This window comes from Streptomyces venetus (assembly GCF_039540295.1).
In the GTDB taxonomy this organism is placed as follows: domain Bacteria; phylum Actinomycetota; class Actinomycetes; order Streptomycetales; family Streptomycetaceae; genus Streptomyces; species Streptomyces venetus.
Genome location: NZ_BAABET010000007.1, coordinates 311824 through 328022, shown reverse-complemented (window position 1 = coordinate 328022; position 16199 = coordinate 311824). Strand labels below are relative to the sequence as shown.

Below are 16199 nucleotides of genomic sequence, written 5' to 3'. Positions count from 1 at the left end.
GTTGGTGGTCTCATGTCGCTTCCCGTGCCCGTCCCGCCCGAGGGTGTCGACCCGGCCTGGCTGCCGTCCGCCGCCTTCCGGGCGGTCGGTGGCCGACGGACGCTGATCCGAGGGTCGGATCCGCTGGTGGAGACGGTGCACGGGGAGGTGGCGGAGGCCTGCCGGCGGTTCGGGGGCCGGGTCGTGCGGGCCGCTTCGGACGGCCCGTACGACCTGGTCCTCGGCCTGGGGGCGGACGGTCTCGGAGAGGAGGGCTTCGCGGTCGCGCGCTCGGGCGGCACGACGACCGTCACCGCCTCCGGCGGACGCGGGCTGCTGTACGGGCTGTTCCACGTCGTACGCCTCGGGGAGGCGGCGTTCCGGGGTGACTGGGCGCCGGAGACACATCGCCCGGCGCACGCGCTGCGGATGCTCGACCACTGGGACAACGTGGCCGTGCACCCGGTCATGGGCCAGGTGGAGCGGGGGTACGCGGGTGGCTCGCTGTTCTGGGAGGACGGGAGGGCGCGGGGCGAACTCGGCCGCGTGCGGACGTACGGCAGGCTGCTCGCGGCGTGCGGGGTCAACGCGGTCTGCGTGAACAACGTCAACGTGCACGCGGCCGAGGCCCGTCTGCTGACCGACCGGATCGGTGAAGTGGCCGACCTGGCCGACGCGTTGCGGCCCTACGGCGTCCGCACCCACCTGTCGGTGTCCTTCGCCGCGCCGATCGTGCTCGGTGGGCTGCCCACGGCCGATCCGCTGGACGTGTCGGTGCGGGACTGGTGGGCCGGGGCGACCCGGCGGGTGTACGAGGCGATACCCGACTTCGGCGGGTACGTGGTGAAGGCCGACTCGGAGGGGCAGCCGGGGCCGTTCGCGTACGGCCGCAGTCACGCGGACGGCGCGAACCTGCTGGCCGCCGCGCTGGAGCCGCACGGCGGCACGGTCCACTGGCGGGCGTTCGTCTACGACCACCGCCAGGACTGGCGGGACCGCACCACGGACCGGGCCCGGGCCGCGTACGACCACTTCGTGCCGCTGGACGGGGAGTTCGCCGCCAACGCGGTGCTCCAGGTGAAGCACGGGCCGATGGACTTCCAGGTGCGGGAGCCGGTCTCACCGCTGATCGGGGCGATGCCGAGCACCCGGCCGGCGGTGGAGGTGCAGGCCACCCAGGAGTACACGGGCCAGCAGCGGCACGTCTGCTGGCTGGGGCCGATGTGGAGCGAGGTGCTGCGGTTCCGGCCCGAACAGGACCTCTGCGTAGGTGAGTTGGCGCGCGGCGGACTCGTGGCCGTGTCGAACGCCGGGGACGACCCGTTCTGGACGGGGCATCCGCTGGCCCAGGCGAACCTGTACACCTTCGGGCGGCTGGCGTGGCGGCCGGACGCCGAACCCCGCGCGGTGCTGGACGAGTGGATCGCACTCACGTTCCCGGACGCCCCGGCGCCGCTGGCCGACGGGCTGCACGCGGTGCTCGACGGCTCGTGGCGGACGTACGAGAAGTACACCGCTCCCCTCGGCGTGGGATGGATGGTGCAGCCGGGCCACCACTACGGGCCGAGCGTCGACGGCTACGAGTACAGCCCGTGGGGGACCTACCACTTCGCCGACCGGGACGGCGTCGGGGTCGACCGCAGTGCGGCCACCGGCACCGGGTACGCCGGGCAGTACGCCAAGCCGTGGTCCGAGCTGTACGAGTCCCGGGACACCTGCCCCGACGAGCTGCTGCTGTTCTTCCACCACGTGCCCTACGGGCATGTGCTGAAGAGCGGGAAGACCGTGATCCAGCACATCTACGACACGCACTTCGAGGGTGTTCAGGAGGTCGAGGAGGCCCGCCGGGTGTGGGCGGGCCTCGCGGACCTGGTCGGGCAGGGGCGTCACGCGCGGGTGGCGGAGCGGTACGAGGAGCAGCTCCGCAGTGCCCGCGAGTGGCGCGACCAGATCAACAGCTACTTCTTCCGCAAGTCGGGGGTGCCGGACGAGCGGGGGCGGCGCATCTACTGAAGGACCGCTACGCCCAGGGGGTCGAGGACCAGGGGTTCGCCCTGGTCCACCCGCTTTCCGGTGAGCAGGTCGGTGGCGATGGCGTGGGCGGTCAGGTGGGCCGGTTCGGGGGCGTGGTTGAGGAGGAAGAGCAGGCGGGTGCCGTCGGGGGCGACCCTGGTCGCGGTCTCCACCGCCGGGTGGCCGGCGTAGGGGCCGAGCAGGTCGTGGCGGGCCAGGATCCGGTGTACGACCTGGTCGACGCCCGGCTGGTCGAGGGCGGTGGCCACGTACCAGCCCTCGCCGTCGCCGAACCGGTTGCGGGTCACGGCGGGGGTGCCCGCGTAGAAGTCGGTGCCGTAGGTGGCGACCGTTTCGGCGCCGCGCGGCAGCACGATGTCGAAGACGAGCCGCGCCTCGGTCCCCAGCTCGGGGACGATCTGGGTGAACTCCGGCGGCCGGGCGTCCCATTCGTCGACGCGGACGCCCATGAGGGGCGCGAGGGGGCCGGGGACGTCGGTGGGGACGGCGCGGTCGTGCTCGTCGACACGGCCGGAGAGGAAGGTGGTGAGGACCGTGCCGCCGCGCCTCGCCACCGCTTCGAGGCGGGTGGCGAGGTCGCCCTTGACCATGTACAGGGCGGGCGCGAGGACCACGTCGTACGACGTCAGGTCGGCCGTCTGCGGGACCACGTCCACGTCGGCGCCGGCCGCGCGGGCGGCCCGGTAGTAGGCGTGGACCACGTCCGGGTACTTCACCAGCCGGGACGGGCCGTCGGAGATCTCCAGGGCCCACCAGCTGTCCCAGTCGAAGAGGAGAGCGGTGCGGGCCGGGGTGCGGGCGCCCAGGGTGACCGCACCGAGGCGCTCCACTTCGGCGCCGAGGTCCGCCACTTCGCGGAAGACGCGGGTGTCGTCGCGTCCCGCGTGACCGATGACCGCCCCGTGGTACTTCTCGCAGGCGCCCCGGGAGGCGCGCATCTGGAAGTAGAGGGCGGCGTCCGCGCCGTGGGCGATCGCCTGGAAGGTGGCGAGGCGGAGTTCGCCGGGGCGCCGGAGCGGGTTGACGTCCCGGCAGGCGGTGGTGGACGGCGTCTGCTCCATCAGCCAGAAGGGGGCGCCGTCCTTCAGGCCGCGCATCAGGTCGTGGGCGAGGGCGGGCCGGGTCGGCGGGGCGTCCAGGGGCGGGTAGCTGTCCCAGGAGGCGAAGTCGAGGTGGGGCGCCCAGCGGTGGTAGTCGAGGGGGCGAAAAGTGCCCATGAAGTTGGTGGTGACGGGCGTGTCCGGGTCGTGGGCGCGGATCACCTCCTTCTCGGCCAGGAAGCAGCCGAGGAGGGCGTCGGTGGTGAAGCGGAACCAGTCGAGGGTGATGCCCTGGAAGGCGGTGTGGTCGGGGCCCCGCCAGTGCTCGGTGAGGGCGCTCGGCGGCTCGATCTGGTCCCAGTCGGTGTAGCGGTGCGACCAGAAGGTGGTCCACCAGGCGTCGTTGAGGGCGTCGAGGGTGCCGTGCCGGTCCCGGAGCCACTCCCGGAACGCCTCGGCGCACAGGTCGCAGTAACAGGCGCCGCCGTACTCGTTGTTGATGTGCCAGGCGAGCAGGGCCGGGTGCTGCGCGTACCGTTCGGCGAGACGACGGGCCATGTCCCGGGCGTGCCGCCGGTACGCCGGTGAGCTGGGGCAGAAGTTGTGGCGCTGGCCGTAGCGGTGGCGGCGGCCCTCGAAGTCGGTGCGGTTGACCTCGGGGTGCCGTTTGGCGAGCCAGGGCGGGAGGGCGGCGGTGCCGGTGGCGAGGCAGACCCGGCGGCCCTCGGCAGCGGCGCGGTCGAGGACGCGGTCCAGCACGGTGAAGTCGTAGGTGGCCGGGGCCGGCTGGGTGAGGGACCAGGTGAAGACGCCGACGGTGAGCGTGTCGATGCCGGCCCGGGCGAACAGCCGGTGGTCGTCGTCCCAGACGTCCTCGGGCCACTGCTCGGGGTTGTAGTCACCGCCGTACGGGATCTTCGGCGTGCGGGGCGCGGTCATGCGGTGAACTCCTCCTGGGTCTCGGTGATCACCGAGCGGCCGCCGTGCAGCAGGGACAGCAGTAGCGGGGCGGCCAGCAGGGCGGGCAGGGCCTCGGTCAGCAGGGCCGTCAGCGCTGCCGTCAGGACCAGCAGGGAGGCGGCGGCGAGGGTGGCGCGGCCGTGCCGGAACAGGAAGTACGCGGCGAGGCGGGCGGTGTCCCGGGTGCGGAAGGCGAACAGCGAGGTGAGGACGAGGGCGTGCGCGCCCCAGAGGAGGGAGCCCGCCCCAATCGCCGCGAGCAGCAGCGCCCACCAGCCGGGCAGGCCCGTGGCCGAGAAGTGGGTGAGGGTGAAGGCGATCACCGTCAGCCAGGCGAGCAGGGGTGTCCACAGTTTCAGCGCCGCTACGGCGTTGAGCCGCCAGCCGCGCAGGAAGGCCCGGGCCGGGTGCAGTTCGGTGAGGTCGCGGCTGCGGTGCCGCAGGGCGTAGAGGGCGGCGGACAGGGCCGGTCCGAGGGGCAGCAGGCACAGGGCCGCAAGCGGGACGTTGGCCGGGTCGGGGCCGAGCAGGAGCAGTCCGGCCAGGCCCGGGGAGGCGGCGAGGAGCAGCAGGGCCTCGACGGTCAGGAGGGTGTGGATCAGGGCGGAGGCGCGGGAGAGGGCTCCGGTGCCGAAGCCGGTCGTCCGTACGGTGCTCATTCCGTCCCCCGGTCCGGTGCTCTGCGGATCACCCGTTCTCCTTCTTGAAGCGCTCGTACGCCTTGTTGTGCAGGTCGACGAGCTGCTGCATGTTCTTCGACTTCAGCTCGGCGACATAGGCGTCCCACTCGGACAGCGGACGCTTGCCGAGGACGAACCGGAGGGTGTTCTGGATGACGGTGTCCTTGAGCGGGGTGTCCCAGAGGGTCGCCTGTTCCTGCTCGAAGGACTGGAGCGGGTGTGCCGGGTCGATGGGCAGCTGCCTGCGCCGGGCCATCGCGTCCTGGAACTTCTTCTCGTCCGGGCTGAACATCGAGGAGACGAGCTCCCAGCTGCCGCCGTAGGCGAAGACACCGTTGTAGAAGCCGAAGTCCTTCTGCATGTCCTTCGGCGCGTCCGGGTCGGACCCCATGAGGCTGATGCCGGGCTTCGGCCGGTACTGGCCCGCGGAGCGGGTGTAGGTGACGCCCTCGACGCCCCAGCGGGCCAGCTTCTGGCCCTCGTCCGAGTACCAGAGCCAGTCCACGAACTGCATCATGGCGACGAAGCTGTCGCTCTTCAGCGCCTTGCTGGAGACCATCACGCCGTTCTCCAGCCGGCTGCCGCCCAGCACCACGGGACCGGCGGGCCCGAGCGGCACCGGGACCATCTCGATCTTCGCGCCCTTGACCTGCTTCTCGAGGTTATACCGGTACTCCTGCACCAGCACCTGGGGGTTGGCGCTCATGGCGTAGGACTTCTCGGCGAGGAGCTTCTGCACGGCCTGGTCGTCGGTCTGGCTGAAGCTCTCGGGGTCCATCAGCTTCTCGGCGACCAGTTTCCGCAGGTACTCGACCATCTGGCGGTAGGCGTCCTGGGCGCCGGTGAAGACGTACTTCTGCGCCTTGTGGTCGAAGCTGATGTTGTCGTAGGTCCAGCCGGCTCTGACGCCGAAGGCCTGGCCGAGGTAGCTGAACAGGGCGCCGCAGGGGAACGGGGTGTTGGTGCTCCAGCGGTCGGTGAAGGGGTACTTGCCGGGGTACTCCTCCTTGAGCGCCTTGAGGACGTCGTACACCTCGTCCCAGCTGGTGGGCAGGGTGAGGCCGTGCTTGTCGAGGACGTCCGTGCGGAAGGACAGCGAGTAGCCGGCCTTGGCCTTCTCGTGCAGGCCGGGCAGCAGGTAGTACTTGCCGTCGGACTGGCGGATGGAGTCGAGCTCGGGCTCCAGCTTCCACTTGCGCACCTTGTCGCGGAAGTTGGGCATGAGCTCGACGTACTCGCTGACCGGCAGGATCGCGCCGGACGACACGAAGGCGACCTCGGAGGGGTGGTACGTCTTGGGGATCAGGAACGGGGCGTCTCCGGCCCCGATGAGCACACTGCGCTTCTTCTCGTAGTCGGCCAGCGGGACGTCGACCGGCTTGAGGGTCACCCCGGTGCGCTTGGTGAGCTCCTTCCAGAACAGCCAGCCGTTCTTCATCGGGTAGACCGGGTTGTTGTTGTGCAGTACCGAGAACGACAGCGGCTCGGCGGCCTTGAACTGCTGCCCGGCCCGGTAGTTCTTCATCGCCCCGTTCTGCTTCTTGGACAGGTCCTTCCCGTCCCCGCCCTCGTCCCCGCTGCCGCAACCGGTGAGGGTGGCGAGGCCGACGAACCCGGCGGCGGCGAGTATCTGGCGCCGCGACAGCTGTCCTGCGTTCTTCACGGAGACTCCTTTGTTCCGTCAGCGAGTGGGGGGAGGCGGCGTCAGCCCTTGACCGCGCCGAGCATCACGCCCGAGACGAAGTAGCGCTGGACGAACGGGTACACGCAGAGGATCGGCAGGGCGGTGAGGACGATGGTCACCGACTGGATGTTCGCGCCGACCTGGCTGAGCTGCTCGGCGCCGGCGCCCGCGTTGCCGCCGCCGGTGGCGCCCTGGATGAGGTTGCGGAGGTAGACCGTGACCGGCATCAAGTCCGTCCGGTCCATGTAGAGGAACGCGCTGAACCAGGAGTTCCAGAAGGACACGGAGTAGAAGAGGACCATCGTCGCCATGACCGCCTTGGACAGCGGCAGCACGATCCTGAGCAGGGTGCCGTACGTGCTCAGGCCGTCGATCTGCGCGGCCTCCTCCAGCTCCGTCGGCAGGTTCTCGAAGAACGCCTTCATCACCAGCAGGTTGAAGACGCTGATGGCGTTCGGCAGGGCGATCGCCCAGACGCTGTTCTTCAGTCCGAGGCTGGTGACGAGGATGTAGTTCGGGATCAGGCCGCCGGTGAAGAACATGGTGAACACGGCGACGCCGACGAGGACACCGCGGCCCTTGAGGTTCTTCTTCGACAGCACGTAGGCGTAACAGGTCGTCAGCACCATCGCCACGGCCGTCGCCACCACCGTGTACAGCACGGTGTTGCCGTAGTTCCGCCAGAACATCGAGTCCTGGAAGACGATCTTGTAGGTGGTGAGGTTGAACCCCTTGGGCAGCAGGGTCACCTCGCCCGCCCGGATCTGCCGCTCCCCGCTGAAGGACCGCGCCAGGATGTTGACGAAGGGGTACAGCGTCACGAGTACGACCAGGGTGAGGACCACCCCGTTGACGCCCTGGAAGACCCGGTAGGAACGGCTCGGCTTCACCACAGGCTCGTCCCCACTGCGCGACGCGAGAGCTGGTTGGCGGACGTGATGAGGACCAGGCCGATGATCGCCTCGAACAGGCCGATGGCGGCGGCGTAACTGAAGCTGTTGGACTCGACACCCGAGCGGTACACGTACGTCGAGATCACGTCGGCGGTCGGGTACGTCAGCGGGTTGTACAGCAGCAGCACCTTCTCGAAGCCGACCGCCATGAACGTGCCGACGTTGAGGATCAGCAGGGTCATCATGGTGGGCCGGATGCCGGGCAGGGTGACGTGCCAGATCTGCTGCCAGCGGTTGGCGCCGTCGATGCGCGCGGCCTCGTACAGGTCCTCGTCGATCGTGGTGAGCGCGGCGAGGTAGAGGATCGTGCCCCAGCCCGCGGTCTGCCAGATCTCCGAGCCGACGTAGATGGTGCGGAACCACTCGGGCTCCTGGATGAAGCGGATCGGCTCGTGGCCGAGCCGGCCGAGGACGTGGTTGACGGGGCCGTCACTGGCGAGCATCTGCATCGTGATGCCCGCGACGATCACGATCGACAGGAAGTGCGGCAGGTACGACACCGACTGCACGAACCGCTTCAGGGAGCGCCGGCGCACCTCGTTGAGCAGCAGTGCCAGCACGATCGGGATCGGGAAGCAGAACAGCAGCGTGAGCCCGCCGATCCACAGGGTGTTGCGGAACACCTGCCAGAAGGTGGGGTCGTTGAGGAACATCTGCACATAGCGCAGCCCCACCCACTCCTCGCCGAACATCGAACCGCCCGGCTCGAAGCGCCGGAAGGCGATCACGTTGCCGATCATCGGCAGGTAGCGGAAGACCAGGAAGAACAGCAGCGGCAGGACCGCCAGGGAGTACAACTGCCAGTCGCGGCGCAGTGCCCGGCGCCATCCGGTCCGGGCGGGCGCCCGTCTGCCGCGGCGGGGTGCGGCTCTGGCCGGAGGCGGATCCTGGGTGCCCGGCGGGGCCGACGTGGTGGATGTGCTCATGCTCGGGCCTCCCGTGGGCATGGGACGCGGAACCGAAACTTTCGAGCTCTTACCGGTAACTTCGCGGCAACCTATGGCTACCAGAAAGCGCTGTCAATGGGTGTCGCGACGGTCGTACGGGGCGCCCGCGCGGCGTTGGATTCCCGTCGAAGCTGGGTAGACCCCAGGGACCTGCCGCCCGTTGTCCATCGCAAGTTTCTGGATGGCCACCGACTCCTGCGAGGTGCCGTCGTGCCCGCGTTCGACCTGCCGCTGACAGAACTGGAGCGCCATCGCCCGGACGTCGAGGAGCCCGCCGACTTCGACGCGTTCTGGCTGAACACCCTGAAGGAGGCCGGGCGGGCGGACCCCCTGGTGTCGGTGCGGCCGGTGGAGACGGGGCTGCGGCTGACCCGGACCTGGGACGTGACCTTCCGGGGCTTCGCGGGCGACCCGGTGCGGGCGTGGTTCAGTCGCCCTGCCGAGGGTGGTGAACCCCTGCCCGCCGTCGTGGAGTTCGCCGGGTACGGCCGGGGGCGCGGGCTCCCGCACGAGCGCCTGACGTGGGTCAACGCCGGGTACGCGCATCTGCTCATGGACAACCGGGGGCAGGGCGACCAGTACGGGTGCGGTGGTGAGACGCCCGACCCGCACGCCAGTGCCCCTGGCGGGCCCGGGCCGGCGGTGCGCGGGTTGCTGGCACCCGAGGAGTACCACTACCGGCGGCTGATCACCGATGCGGTACGGGCGGTTTCGGCGGTGCGGGGGCTGCCCGGGGTGGATGCCGGGCGGACCGTCGCGGTCGGGAACAGTCAGGGGGGTGGAGTGGCCCTCGCCGTGGCCGGACTCGTGCCCGATCTGGCGGGTGTGCTCGTCACTGCCCCGTTACTGTGCGGGATCCGGCGGGCGCTCGACCTGACGGACGCGGGGCCGTACGGGGAGATCGCCGCGTATCTGTCCGTCCATCGGGGGGCCGAGCGGGACGCCTGGCGCACGCTGTCCTACGTCGAGGGGGTGTCCTTCGCCCGTCGTGCGCAGGCACCGGCTCATTTCGGGGTGGGGTTGCGGGATGTCGTGTGTCCGCCGAGTGGGGTGTATGCGGCGTTCAATCGGTACGGGGATTTGGCCGGGGCGGACCCGCGCCGGGAGATCCACGCGTATCCGTTCAACGGGCATGAGGGTGGGGATGCGGTGCATGTTCGCCGTCAACTCGACTGGGTGGCGGGGGTGCTTGCGCCGTAGGGACGCGGGTGCGGTGACGGGTGCCGGTCCGTCTGGGCCGGTCGCGCCCACGCGGCGGAGCCGCACATCGACCCAGCCCCGCGCCCCTTCCAGGGGCGTTGCGTTGGTAGCCTCGTCGCGACGTGAGGTATCCCAGCATCCAGCAGTTGCAGTTGTTCCTGCTCCTCGCCGAGGAGTTGCACTTCGGGCGGGCGGCGCGGCGTGCGTTCATGGCGCAGCCGACGTTCTCACGGCACATCACCGCTCTGGAGGAGCGGCTGGGCGTCCCCCTGGTGGACCGCACGACACGCCGGGTCGCGCTCAGCGCGGCGGGCGAGGCGCTCGTGGGGCGGGCACGGACCGTGGTGGAGGCTGCCGACGAACTGCGCCGTGAGGCCGCGGCGCAGGCCGACGCGACGGCGGGCCGGATCGTGATCGGCTCCCTGGAGGCGATCACGTCGATGGACCCGGTCCCGGCCGTGCTGGACGAACTCCGGGAGGTTTGGCCGCACGTGGAGGTCGACGTCGTACGGATGGGCTTCGACGCCGGCCCGGCGGTCCTGCGCGGGGACGTCGACGCGGCGTTCCTGTTCCTGCCCGTGCCTGACGGCGTCCAGACCCTGACGCTGGCCGGCGGCCCGCGGTGCGTGGCGATCGCCGACGGCCACCCCCTCGCCGCCCGGGACAGGCTGACGCTCGCGGACCTCGCCGACGAGCCCCGCATCGGCTGGTCGGAGCAGGTCCCGAGGGCGTTCCGTGACTTCTGGTCCGCCGGCCCGCGACCGGACGGCGGCCCGGTGCGGTTCAGCCGGCACGCGATCGTCGACTACGAGAGCGCCCTGCCGCTGATCGCCATGGGGCAGGGGATCCAGTTCCCGCCCGGCGCGACCCGGTGGCTCTACCCGCGCCGTGGCGTGTCGTACGTCGACGTCACCGATCTCGAACCCTGGACGGCCGTGCTCGGGTGGCTGCCGAGCCGCCGGGGCACGCCCCTCGTCGCGGCCCTGCGGCAGGCGGCCGGACGTGTGCTGCGCGGACTCCCGTGCGACGGGGTCTGACCACCCGTCGCTCTGCCGCAGCCGTTTACAAGTGGCCCGCCCGGCGCTAACTTCCGCAACAAGCGGGGTGGGAGCGCTCCCATGTCGGTGGACCGGAACCCGCCCTCGAGCCGCTCCCGCCCCGCGCATCCGTGCACACGCATCCGCAGGCCCGTCACCCCACGAACGGATGATGCTGTCATGATCCTGACAAATACGTCGGGCGGATCGACGCTGCCCCGATCGGCGCTCCCCTCCCGGGCCAGAGCCCTCTTCCTGGTCCTGCTGGCCCTGGTGGTGACCGTGCCGGCCCTCGGCCTGGTCATGACCGCCGGTGGTGAGGCGGAGGCGCACGGCACGCCCATGAAGCCGGGCAGCCGTACGTTCCTGTGCTGGCAGGACGGTCTGACCGACACCGGTGAGATCAAGCCGGTCAACCCGGCGTGCAAGTCCGCGCAGCAGGTCAGCGGGACCACCCCGTTCTACAACTGGTTCTCGGTCCTCCGCTCGGACGGCGGCGGCCGCACCCGGGGCTTCGTGCCGGACGGCGAGCTGTGCAGCGGCGGCAACCCCAACTTCACCGGGTTCAACAAGCCCAGCACGGACTGGCCGCTCACCCACCTCACCTCGGGGGCGACGGTCGACTTCTCGTACAACGCCTGGGCGGCGCACCCGGGTTGGTTCTACGTCTACATCACGAAGGACGGCTTCGACCCGACCAAGCCGCTCACCTGGAACGACATGGAGGAGCGGCCGTTCCTGAGCGTCGACCACCCGCCGCTGAACGGCTCGCCGGGCACGGTCGAGGCCAACTACTCCTGGACCGGCAAGCTCCCCGCCGGCAAGTCGGGCCGCCACATCGTCTACATGGTCTGGCAGCGCTCCGACAGCCAGGAGACCTTCTACTCCTGCTCCGACGTCGTCTTCGACGGCGGCAACGGCGAGGTGACCGGCATCAAGGAGCCGGGCAACCCGTCCGAGCCGGTGCCCGGCACCTGCACGGCCACGAGGAAGACGACCGGCACCTGGAACGGCGGCTACCAGTCCGAGGTGACCGTCACCAACACCGGCAACGTGCCGATGCTCGGCTGGATGGTCGACTGGACGCTCCCGGCCGGTCAGAAGGTCGAGAGCCTGTGGAGCGGCAACGCGACGTACACCGGCCAGGCGGTGATGGTCCACAACGCCGGCTGGAACGGCTCCCTCGAACCGGGCAGAAGCACGACGTTCGGCTACGTCGTCTCCGGTTCCGGGGGTGACAGTACGACGAGCCTGCCCTGCCGGGTGGGCTGACCCGGTGGACGAGGCGGGCCCGGTGACCGGGAGGTCGGGTCACCGGGCCCGTCGGCACGCCGGCACGCTGGACTCTCATGCGGGCGCGGGCGCCCCGTGGGCGAAGCCCTCGCCGGCCGTCGCCACGAGGCGGCGCCGGGCCTCCCGGGGCGGCGGGCCCCAGGTGTGTTCCTTGCGGAGCAGTACGTCCGCGTCGGGCGGCGCACAGGGGGGAGGCGGACGGCCGGGTCGTCTCCTGGGCGATCGGCCAGGTCGGGGTGCTGGTCGCGCAGCCGGTCCCGGATCCGCTCCGCCGTGATCTCGATCTCCGTGTGGGCCATGCGACGCCACGTCGGCCGGGGCGGGGCACGTGCCGTCGGGCGTCCGCCGGGAACGGCCGGATGCGCTGAGCCCGGCAGACCGGTACGTCTCATATGTCGGTGTTATCCAGGTGTGCGATTCTGTTGTGAGGGTGCCCTGCCGCTCAGGTGCGGCGTGGGACCGCCGCGTCGTCGTTCGAGTTCCGGGGACTCCCACCTGCCGGTGGCCGCGGCATGGACGGGAGGTGGATGCGGAGATGCCCCAGTACGGCGATACCCGGGCGACCGTCCCCGGTCCGTCTCGTCCTCCCGCGCCGGAGGCCGCCGCGAGGGAGCGGGTGCTGGCGTTCGCCGGGGTGACGCTGGCGGCGGTGTACGTGCGGAGCGAGGACGGTGCGGAGCTTCGGTTGGTGGAATCGGCCGGGGTGGCCGAGCCCGGCGTCTACGCGCTGCCTGGTGTGGTCCCGGGGGCGGCCCTGGACTCCCCGGTGGCGGCGCCGGAGCCGGGCGCCTCGGTCGCGCCCTCCCCCGGCGCCGAGCCCGGGGCAGGGGGGTGCGGGTGGGCCGTGGCCGACGCCTTCCGCAGCGGGCGGGCCCTGTGGCTGGGGGGTGCCGTGCTCGGCGGCCTGCCCGGTGCCGGTGCCTCCGGCTCCCCGCTCGGGGCCCTGCCGCTGGGGGCGGCGGGTGGGTGGCTGGGGTGTCTGGTCGTGGTCGGAGAGGCCGGGGAGGGGTTCGGGGCCGAGCAGCGGGAGTTCCTGGAGCGGTACGCCGACGCCGTGGCCGAGCGACTGCGGGGCGAGGCCGACCGGTCGGCCCCCGCGCCCCTGCTGGATTCCGCCCTGCGTGCCCTGGGGGTCGGCTCCTTCGCCCTGACGCCCGGCACCGGGCTGGTCGAGACCGACGCGGCCCTGCTCGAACTGGTCGGCATCCCCGAGGGCGGCTTCGACGGCAAGACCGACACCCTGCTCTCCTGCAGCGTGCCGGAGGACGTCCCCGCCCTGATGTCGGTCATCGAACCGTCCGCACAGGCCCCGGGGCGCCGGGAGCTGGAGTTCCGCATCCGCCGGCCCACCGGCGAACTGTGCTGGTTGCGGCTGAGCTGCCGCGTGCTGAAAGGTCCCGAGGGCGCTCCGCAGCGGGTGCTGGGCGCGGTGACCGCCGCTCCGGTGCTGCGCCGGAGCGCCAGCGACGTGGCCCGGATCCAGTGGCTGACGGCCGCGCTCGACGACGCCGTGACGGTCCGGGACGTCAGCCGCGTGGTGGTGGCCGCGCTGCGCGAACCACTGGCCGCCGACCGGGTGGCACTGGCCGAACTGCTGGAGGACCGGCTGGCGGTCACCGTGCTCGATCCGCCGGGTGCCGGGGCCTGGCCGGACCTGTGGCGCTCCGAGTGGCGTTCGGAGTGGCCCGACGCGCCGGTCTCCGCGCTGCCCACGCTCCAGGCGGCGCTGCGGGACGGGCGGATGAGCCTGTGGCCGGCGGGTAGCGAGCTGGAGCCCGGGCTCGCCGGGATCGGCCCCGGCGGTCTCGCGGTCCTGCCGCTGCCCGCGAAGAGCAGGATGGCCGGGGTGTGCCTGGTCGGCTGGGACGCGCCGCACGAGTTCGCTCCCGAGGAGCGCGCGCTGCTGACCGCGACCGCCGGGCTCGTGGGGCAGGCCCTGAAACGGGCGCACGCCTACGACGCCGAGCAGGAGCTCGCGACGATGCTCCAGCGCAGCCTGCTGCCGCGCCGTCTGCCCCGGCTGCCCGGGGGCACCGCCGTGGCCCGCTATCTGCCCGCCCGGCGCGGGCTCCAGGTGGGCGGCGACTGGTACGACGTGATCGCGCTGTCGGAGGGCAGGGTGGCCCTGGTCATCGGGGACGTGCAGGGGCACAGCGCCGGGGCCGCGACGATCATGGGCCAGATGCGCACCGCCGTCCGGGCCTACGCCGTCGAGGGCCACCCGCCGGACGTGGTCGTCGCGCACGCCAACCGGCTGCTCGTCGGCATGGAGACCGACCTGTTCGCCACGTGCTGCTACGTGGAGCTGGACATGGAGGAGGGCAACGCGCTGTTCGTGCGGGCCGGGCATCTGTCCCCGCTGGTGCGTCATCCCGACGGCGGGACGGAGGAGGTCGCGGTCGAGGGCGGTCTTCCCCTGGGTGTCCTCGCGGACGCGGAGTTCCCGCTGACGGCGCTGGCGCTGGCCCCGGGCACGGTGCTCGCGCTGGTGACGGACGGCCTGGTCGAGTCGGCGGATCTTCAGGTGGACGAGGGGATGCGGCTCGTGCGTGAGGCACTGGCCGCGGCCGACCCCTCCGACCCGGGGCGGATGGCCGACGCCCTGCTCGGCGATGCCGGGCGCCGGGAGGACGACGTGGCGTTGCTGCTGCTGCGCTACGACGGGATGCGGGTCCGGCCGGTGCGGGCGGGCTGGGTGGTGTGGCGGCTGCCGGACGCGGTCATGCACGCCCGCCGGTTCAGCGCGCGGACGCTGCGTTCCTGGGACGTCGTGGCCGAGGCCGACACCATCCTGCTCGTGGTGTCGGAGCTGGTCACCAACGCACTCGTGCACACGCAGGGCGCGGTCCGCGTGGAACTGACCCTGGCGGCGGACCGGGTGCGGGTGACCGTGACCGACTCCTCGCCGCGTGCCCCGGCCAAACCGGTGGTCGTGGACTGGGAGTCGACGGGCGGCCGGGGGCTCTTCCTCGTCGAGGCGATGTCGACGGCCTGGGGCTCGGTCCCGGTCGGCGGCGGCAAGCAGGTCTGGAGCGAGATCGTCGTGTCCCGTCCGGAAGGGAACCGGCGGCCTCCGTCGGAGTCGGAGGAGCCGGGAGCCGGGCCGTGGATCGAGGCGGGCGGGGAACGGCCGCCGGGCAAGGAGCGGAGCTGGGGCATCGGCTGGAACCGGGACCGCGGCTGGGGCATGGGCCGCAGCCGCGGCAGGAGCCGGGACCCGGACCGGAGCCGAGGCCGGGACCAGGACCGAGGCCGGGACCAGGACCGGGGCAGGGGCCGGGCGGAGCAGGGAGGGGCGGGATGAAAAAGCACGGGTGGCGTGTGGCCGCCGGGCTGCTCGCGGGCGTCCTCGCCCTGACCCTGGCGGGGTGCACCGAGGACGGCGGCGGGAGCGAGAACGGTGTGACCGTCGGGCTGCTGCTGCCCAGCCGTGCGGTGCCGCGCTGGGAGCAGTCGGACAAGCCCCTGATCGAGAAGCGGGTGAAGGAGCTGTGCCCCGAGTGCACGGTGATGTACGCCAACGCCGAGAACGACGCGGGAAGCCAGCGGCAGCAGATGAACTCCATGATCACCAGGGGCGTCTCGGTACTGCTCCTGGACGTCGTCGACCCCAAGGCCCTGCGCTCCTCGGTCCGGGCGGCGGACCGCGCGGGCATCCCGGTCGTCGCCTACGACCGGCTCGCCGAGGGCCCGATCTCGGGTTTCGTCAGTTTCGACGGCGCTCAGGTCGGCCGGCTTCAGGGCGAGGCGCTGCTCGAGGGCATGGGGGCCAGGGCCGACGGCGGGGGCGTCGTGATGATGAACGGCGACCCGTCCAGCCCCAACGCCGCCTGGTACGAGGGCGGGTCCCGGTCCGTCCTCCAGGACAAGGTGCGGATTCTCAAGTCGTACACCACGCTGGGGTGGCGCGCGGAGAACGCGCACGACCACATGTCCTCCGCGATCAGCGACCTCGGCCCGAACCGGATCGACGGGGTGCTGGCGGCCAACGACTCGATCGCCTCGGGCGTGATCTCGGCGCTCGAGAGCGCGCGCATCACGCCACTCCCCCCGGTCACCGGCCAGGACGCGGATCTCGACGCCGTGCGGCGCATCGTCGAGGGCGAGCAGCACATGACCGTCTACAAGCCCTTCCGGAAGGAGACCGACGCGGCCGCCGCGATGGCGGTCGCCCTGGCCCGCGGCAACGACCTGGGCGCCCTCGTCACGACGACCGTGGACAGTCCCACCACCAAGGACGTCCCCGCGGTGCTGCTGAACCCGCTCCCCGTCACGCGGGACGACATCGGCCGGACGCTCGTCCGGGACGGCGTCTACACCATCGACCAGATCTGCACCCCGAAGCTCCGGCCCGCCTGTGACCGGATCGGGCTGACCCGATGAGGGAGGTGG

General features: G+C 71.7%; 11 protein-coding genes. 6 read left to right on the top strand and 5 right to left on the bottom strand.

The window, feature by feature from the left end; genetic code table 11:
• The first annotated feature begins 12 nt into the window (after positions 1-12).
• Entirely contained in the window at positions 13-1992 is a 1980-nt protein-coding gene (locus ABEA82_RS24165; protein ID WP_345663714.1) for an alpha-glucuronidase, read from the top strand.
• Here ABEA82_RS24165 and ABEA82_RS24160 read toward each other — a convergent pair.
• Genes ABEA82_RS24160 through ABEA82_RS24140 form a run of 5 tightly spaced genes read right to left on the bottom strand, consistent with a single transcriptional unit; the run spans position 1986 to position 8256 of the window.
• Positions 1986-3992, bottom strand: a complete 2007-nt coding sequence (locus tag ABEA82_RS24160; RefSeq protein ID WP_345663713.1) for a beta-galactosidase — start codon at positions 3990-3992, stop codon at positions 1986-1988. The two genes, ABEA82_RS24165 and ABEA82_RS24160, sit on opposite strands and share 7 nt — an antisense overlap.
• Positions 3989-4672 (bottom strand): hypothetical protein, encoded by a 684-nt coding sequence (locus ABEA82_RS24155; protein WP_345663712.1) that lies wholly within the window; start codon positions 4670-4672, stop codon positions 3989-3991. The genes ABEA82_RS24160 and ABEA82_RS24155 overlap by 4 nt, the downstream gene beginning before the upstream one ends.
• A gap of 28 nt (positions 4673-4700) precedes the next feature.
• Positions 4701-6356, bottom strand: a complete 1656-nt coding sequence (locus tag ABEA82_RS24150; RefSeq protein WP_345663711.1) for an ABC transporter substrate-binding protein — start codon at positions 6354-6356, stop codon at positions 4701-4703.
• Between the two features lie 41 nt (positions 6357-6397).
• On the bottom strand, positions 6398-7270 hold the full coding sequence (locus tag ABEA82_RS24145; RefSeq protein ID WP_345663710.1) for a carbohydrate ABC transporter permease: 873 nt from the start codon (positions 7268-7270) through the stop codon (positions 6398-6400).
• Entirely contained in the window at positions 7264-8256 is a 993-nt protein-coding gene (locus ABEA82_RS24140) for an ABC transporter permease (protein WP_345663709.1), read from the bottom strand. Before ABEA82_RS24140 ends, ABEA82_RS24145 begins: the two co-directional genes overlap by 7 nt.
• A 231-nt stretch (positions 8257-8487) precedes the next feature.
• Between ABEA82_RS24140 and ABEA82_RS24135 the strand changes: the two genes are divergently transcribed.
• The 5 genes from ABEA82_RS24135 (at position 8488) to ABEA82_RS24115 (ending at position 16190) form a co-directional block, all read left to right on the top strand.
• Positions 8488-9477, top strand: a complete 990-nt coding sequence (locus ABEA82_RS24135) for an acetylxylan esterase (RefSeq protein WP_345663708.1) — start codon at positions 8488-8490, stop codon at positions 9475-9477.
• Between the two features lie 122 nt (positions 9478-9599).
• Positions 9600-10514 (top strand): LysR family transcriptional regulator, encoded by a 915-nt coding sequence (locus tag ABEA82_RS24130; RefSeq protein ID WP_345663707.1) that lies wholly within the window; start codon positions 9600-9602, stop codon positions 10512-10514.
• Between the two features lie 180 nt (positions 10515-10694).
• Positions 10695-11786 (top strand): lytic polysaccharide monooxygenase auxiliary activity family 9 protein, encoded by a 1092-nt coding sequence (locus ABEA82_RS24125; protein WP_345663706.1) that lies wholly within the window; start codon positions 10695-10697, stop codon positions 11784-11786.
• Positions 11787-12342: 556 nt separating this feature from the next.
• Positions 12343-15111, top strand: a complete 2769-nt coding sequence (locus tag ABEA82_RS24120; protein WP_345663705.1) for a SpoIIE family protein phosphatase — start codon at positions 12343-12345, stop codon at positions 15109-15111.
• Positions 15108-16190: a sugar ABC transporter substrate-binding protein gene (locus ABEA82_RS24115; RefSeq protein ID WP_345663704.1), complete on the top strand. Its 1083-nt coding sequence runs from the start codon at positions 15108-15110 to the stop codon at positions 16188-16190. Before ABEA82_RS24120 ends, ABEA82_RS24115 begins: the two co-directional genes overlap by 4 nt.
• Positions 16191-16199: the final 9 nt, after the last annotated feature.

Excerpts from the sequence above, each read along its gene's own strand:
- ABEA82_RS24165 (WP_345663714.1), top strand. The coding sequence starts at position 13 with ATGTCGCTTCCCGTGCCCGTCCCGCCCGAGGGTGTCGACCCGGCCTGG.
- ABEA82_RS24160 (WP_345663713.1), bottom strand. The coding sequence starts at position 3,992 with ATGACCGCGCCCCGCACGCCGAAGATCCCGTACGGCGGTGACTACAAC.
- ABEA82_RS24155 (WP_345663712.1), bottom strand. The coding sequence starts at position 4,672 with ATGAGCACCGTACGGACGACCGGCTTCGGCACCGGAGCCCTCTCCCGC.
- ABEA82_RS24140 (WP_345663709.1), bottom strand. The coding sequence starts at position 8,256 with ATGAGCACATCCACCACGTCGGCCCCGCCGGGCACCCAGGATCCGCCT.
- ABEA82_RS24125 (WP_345663706.1), top strand. The coding sequence starts at position 10,695 with ATGATCCTGACAAATACGTCGGGCGGATCGACGCTGCCCCGATCGGCG.
- ABEA82_RS24120 (WP_345663705.1), top strand. The coding sequence starts at position 12,343 with ATGCCCCAGTACGGCGATACCCGGGCGACCGTCCCCGGTCCGTCTCGT.
- ABEA82_RS24115 (WP_345663704.1), top strand. The coding sequence starts at position 15,108 with ATGAAAAAGCACGGGTGGCGTGTGGCCGCCGGGCTGCTCGCGGGCGTC.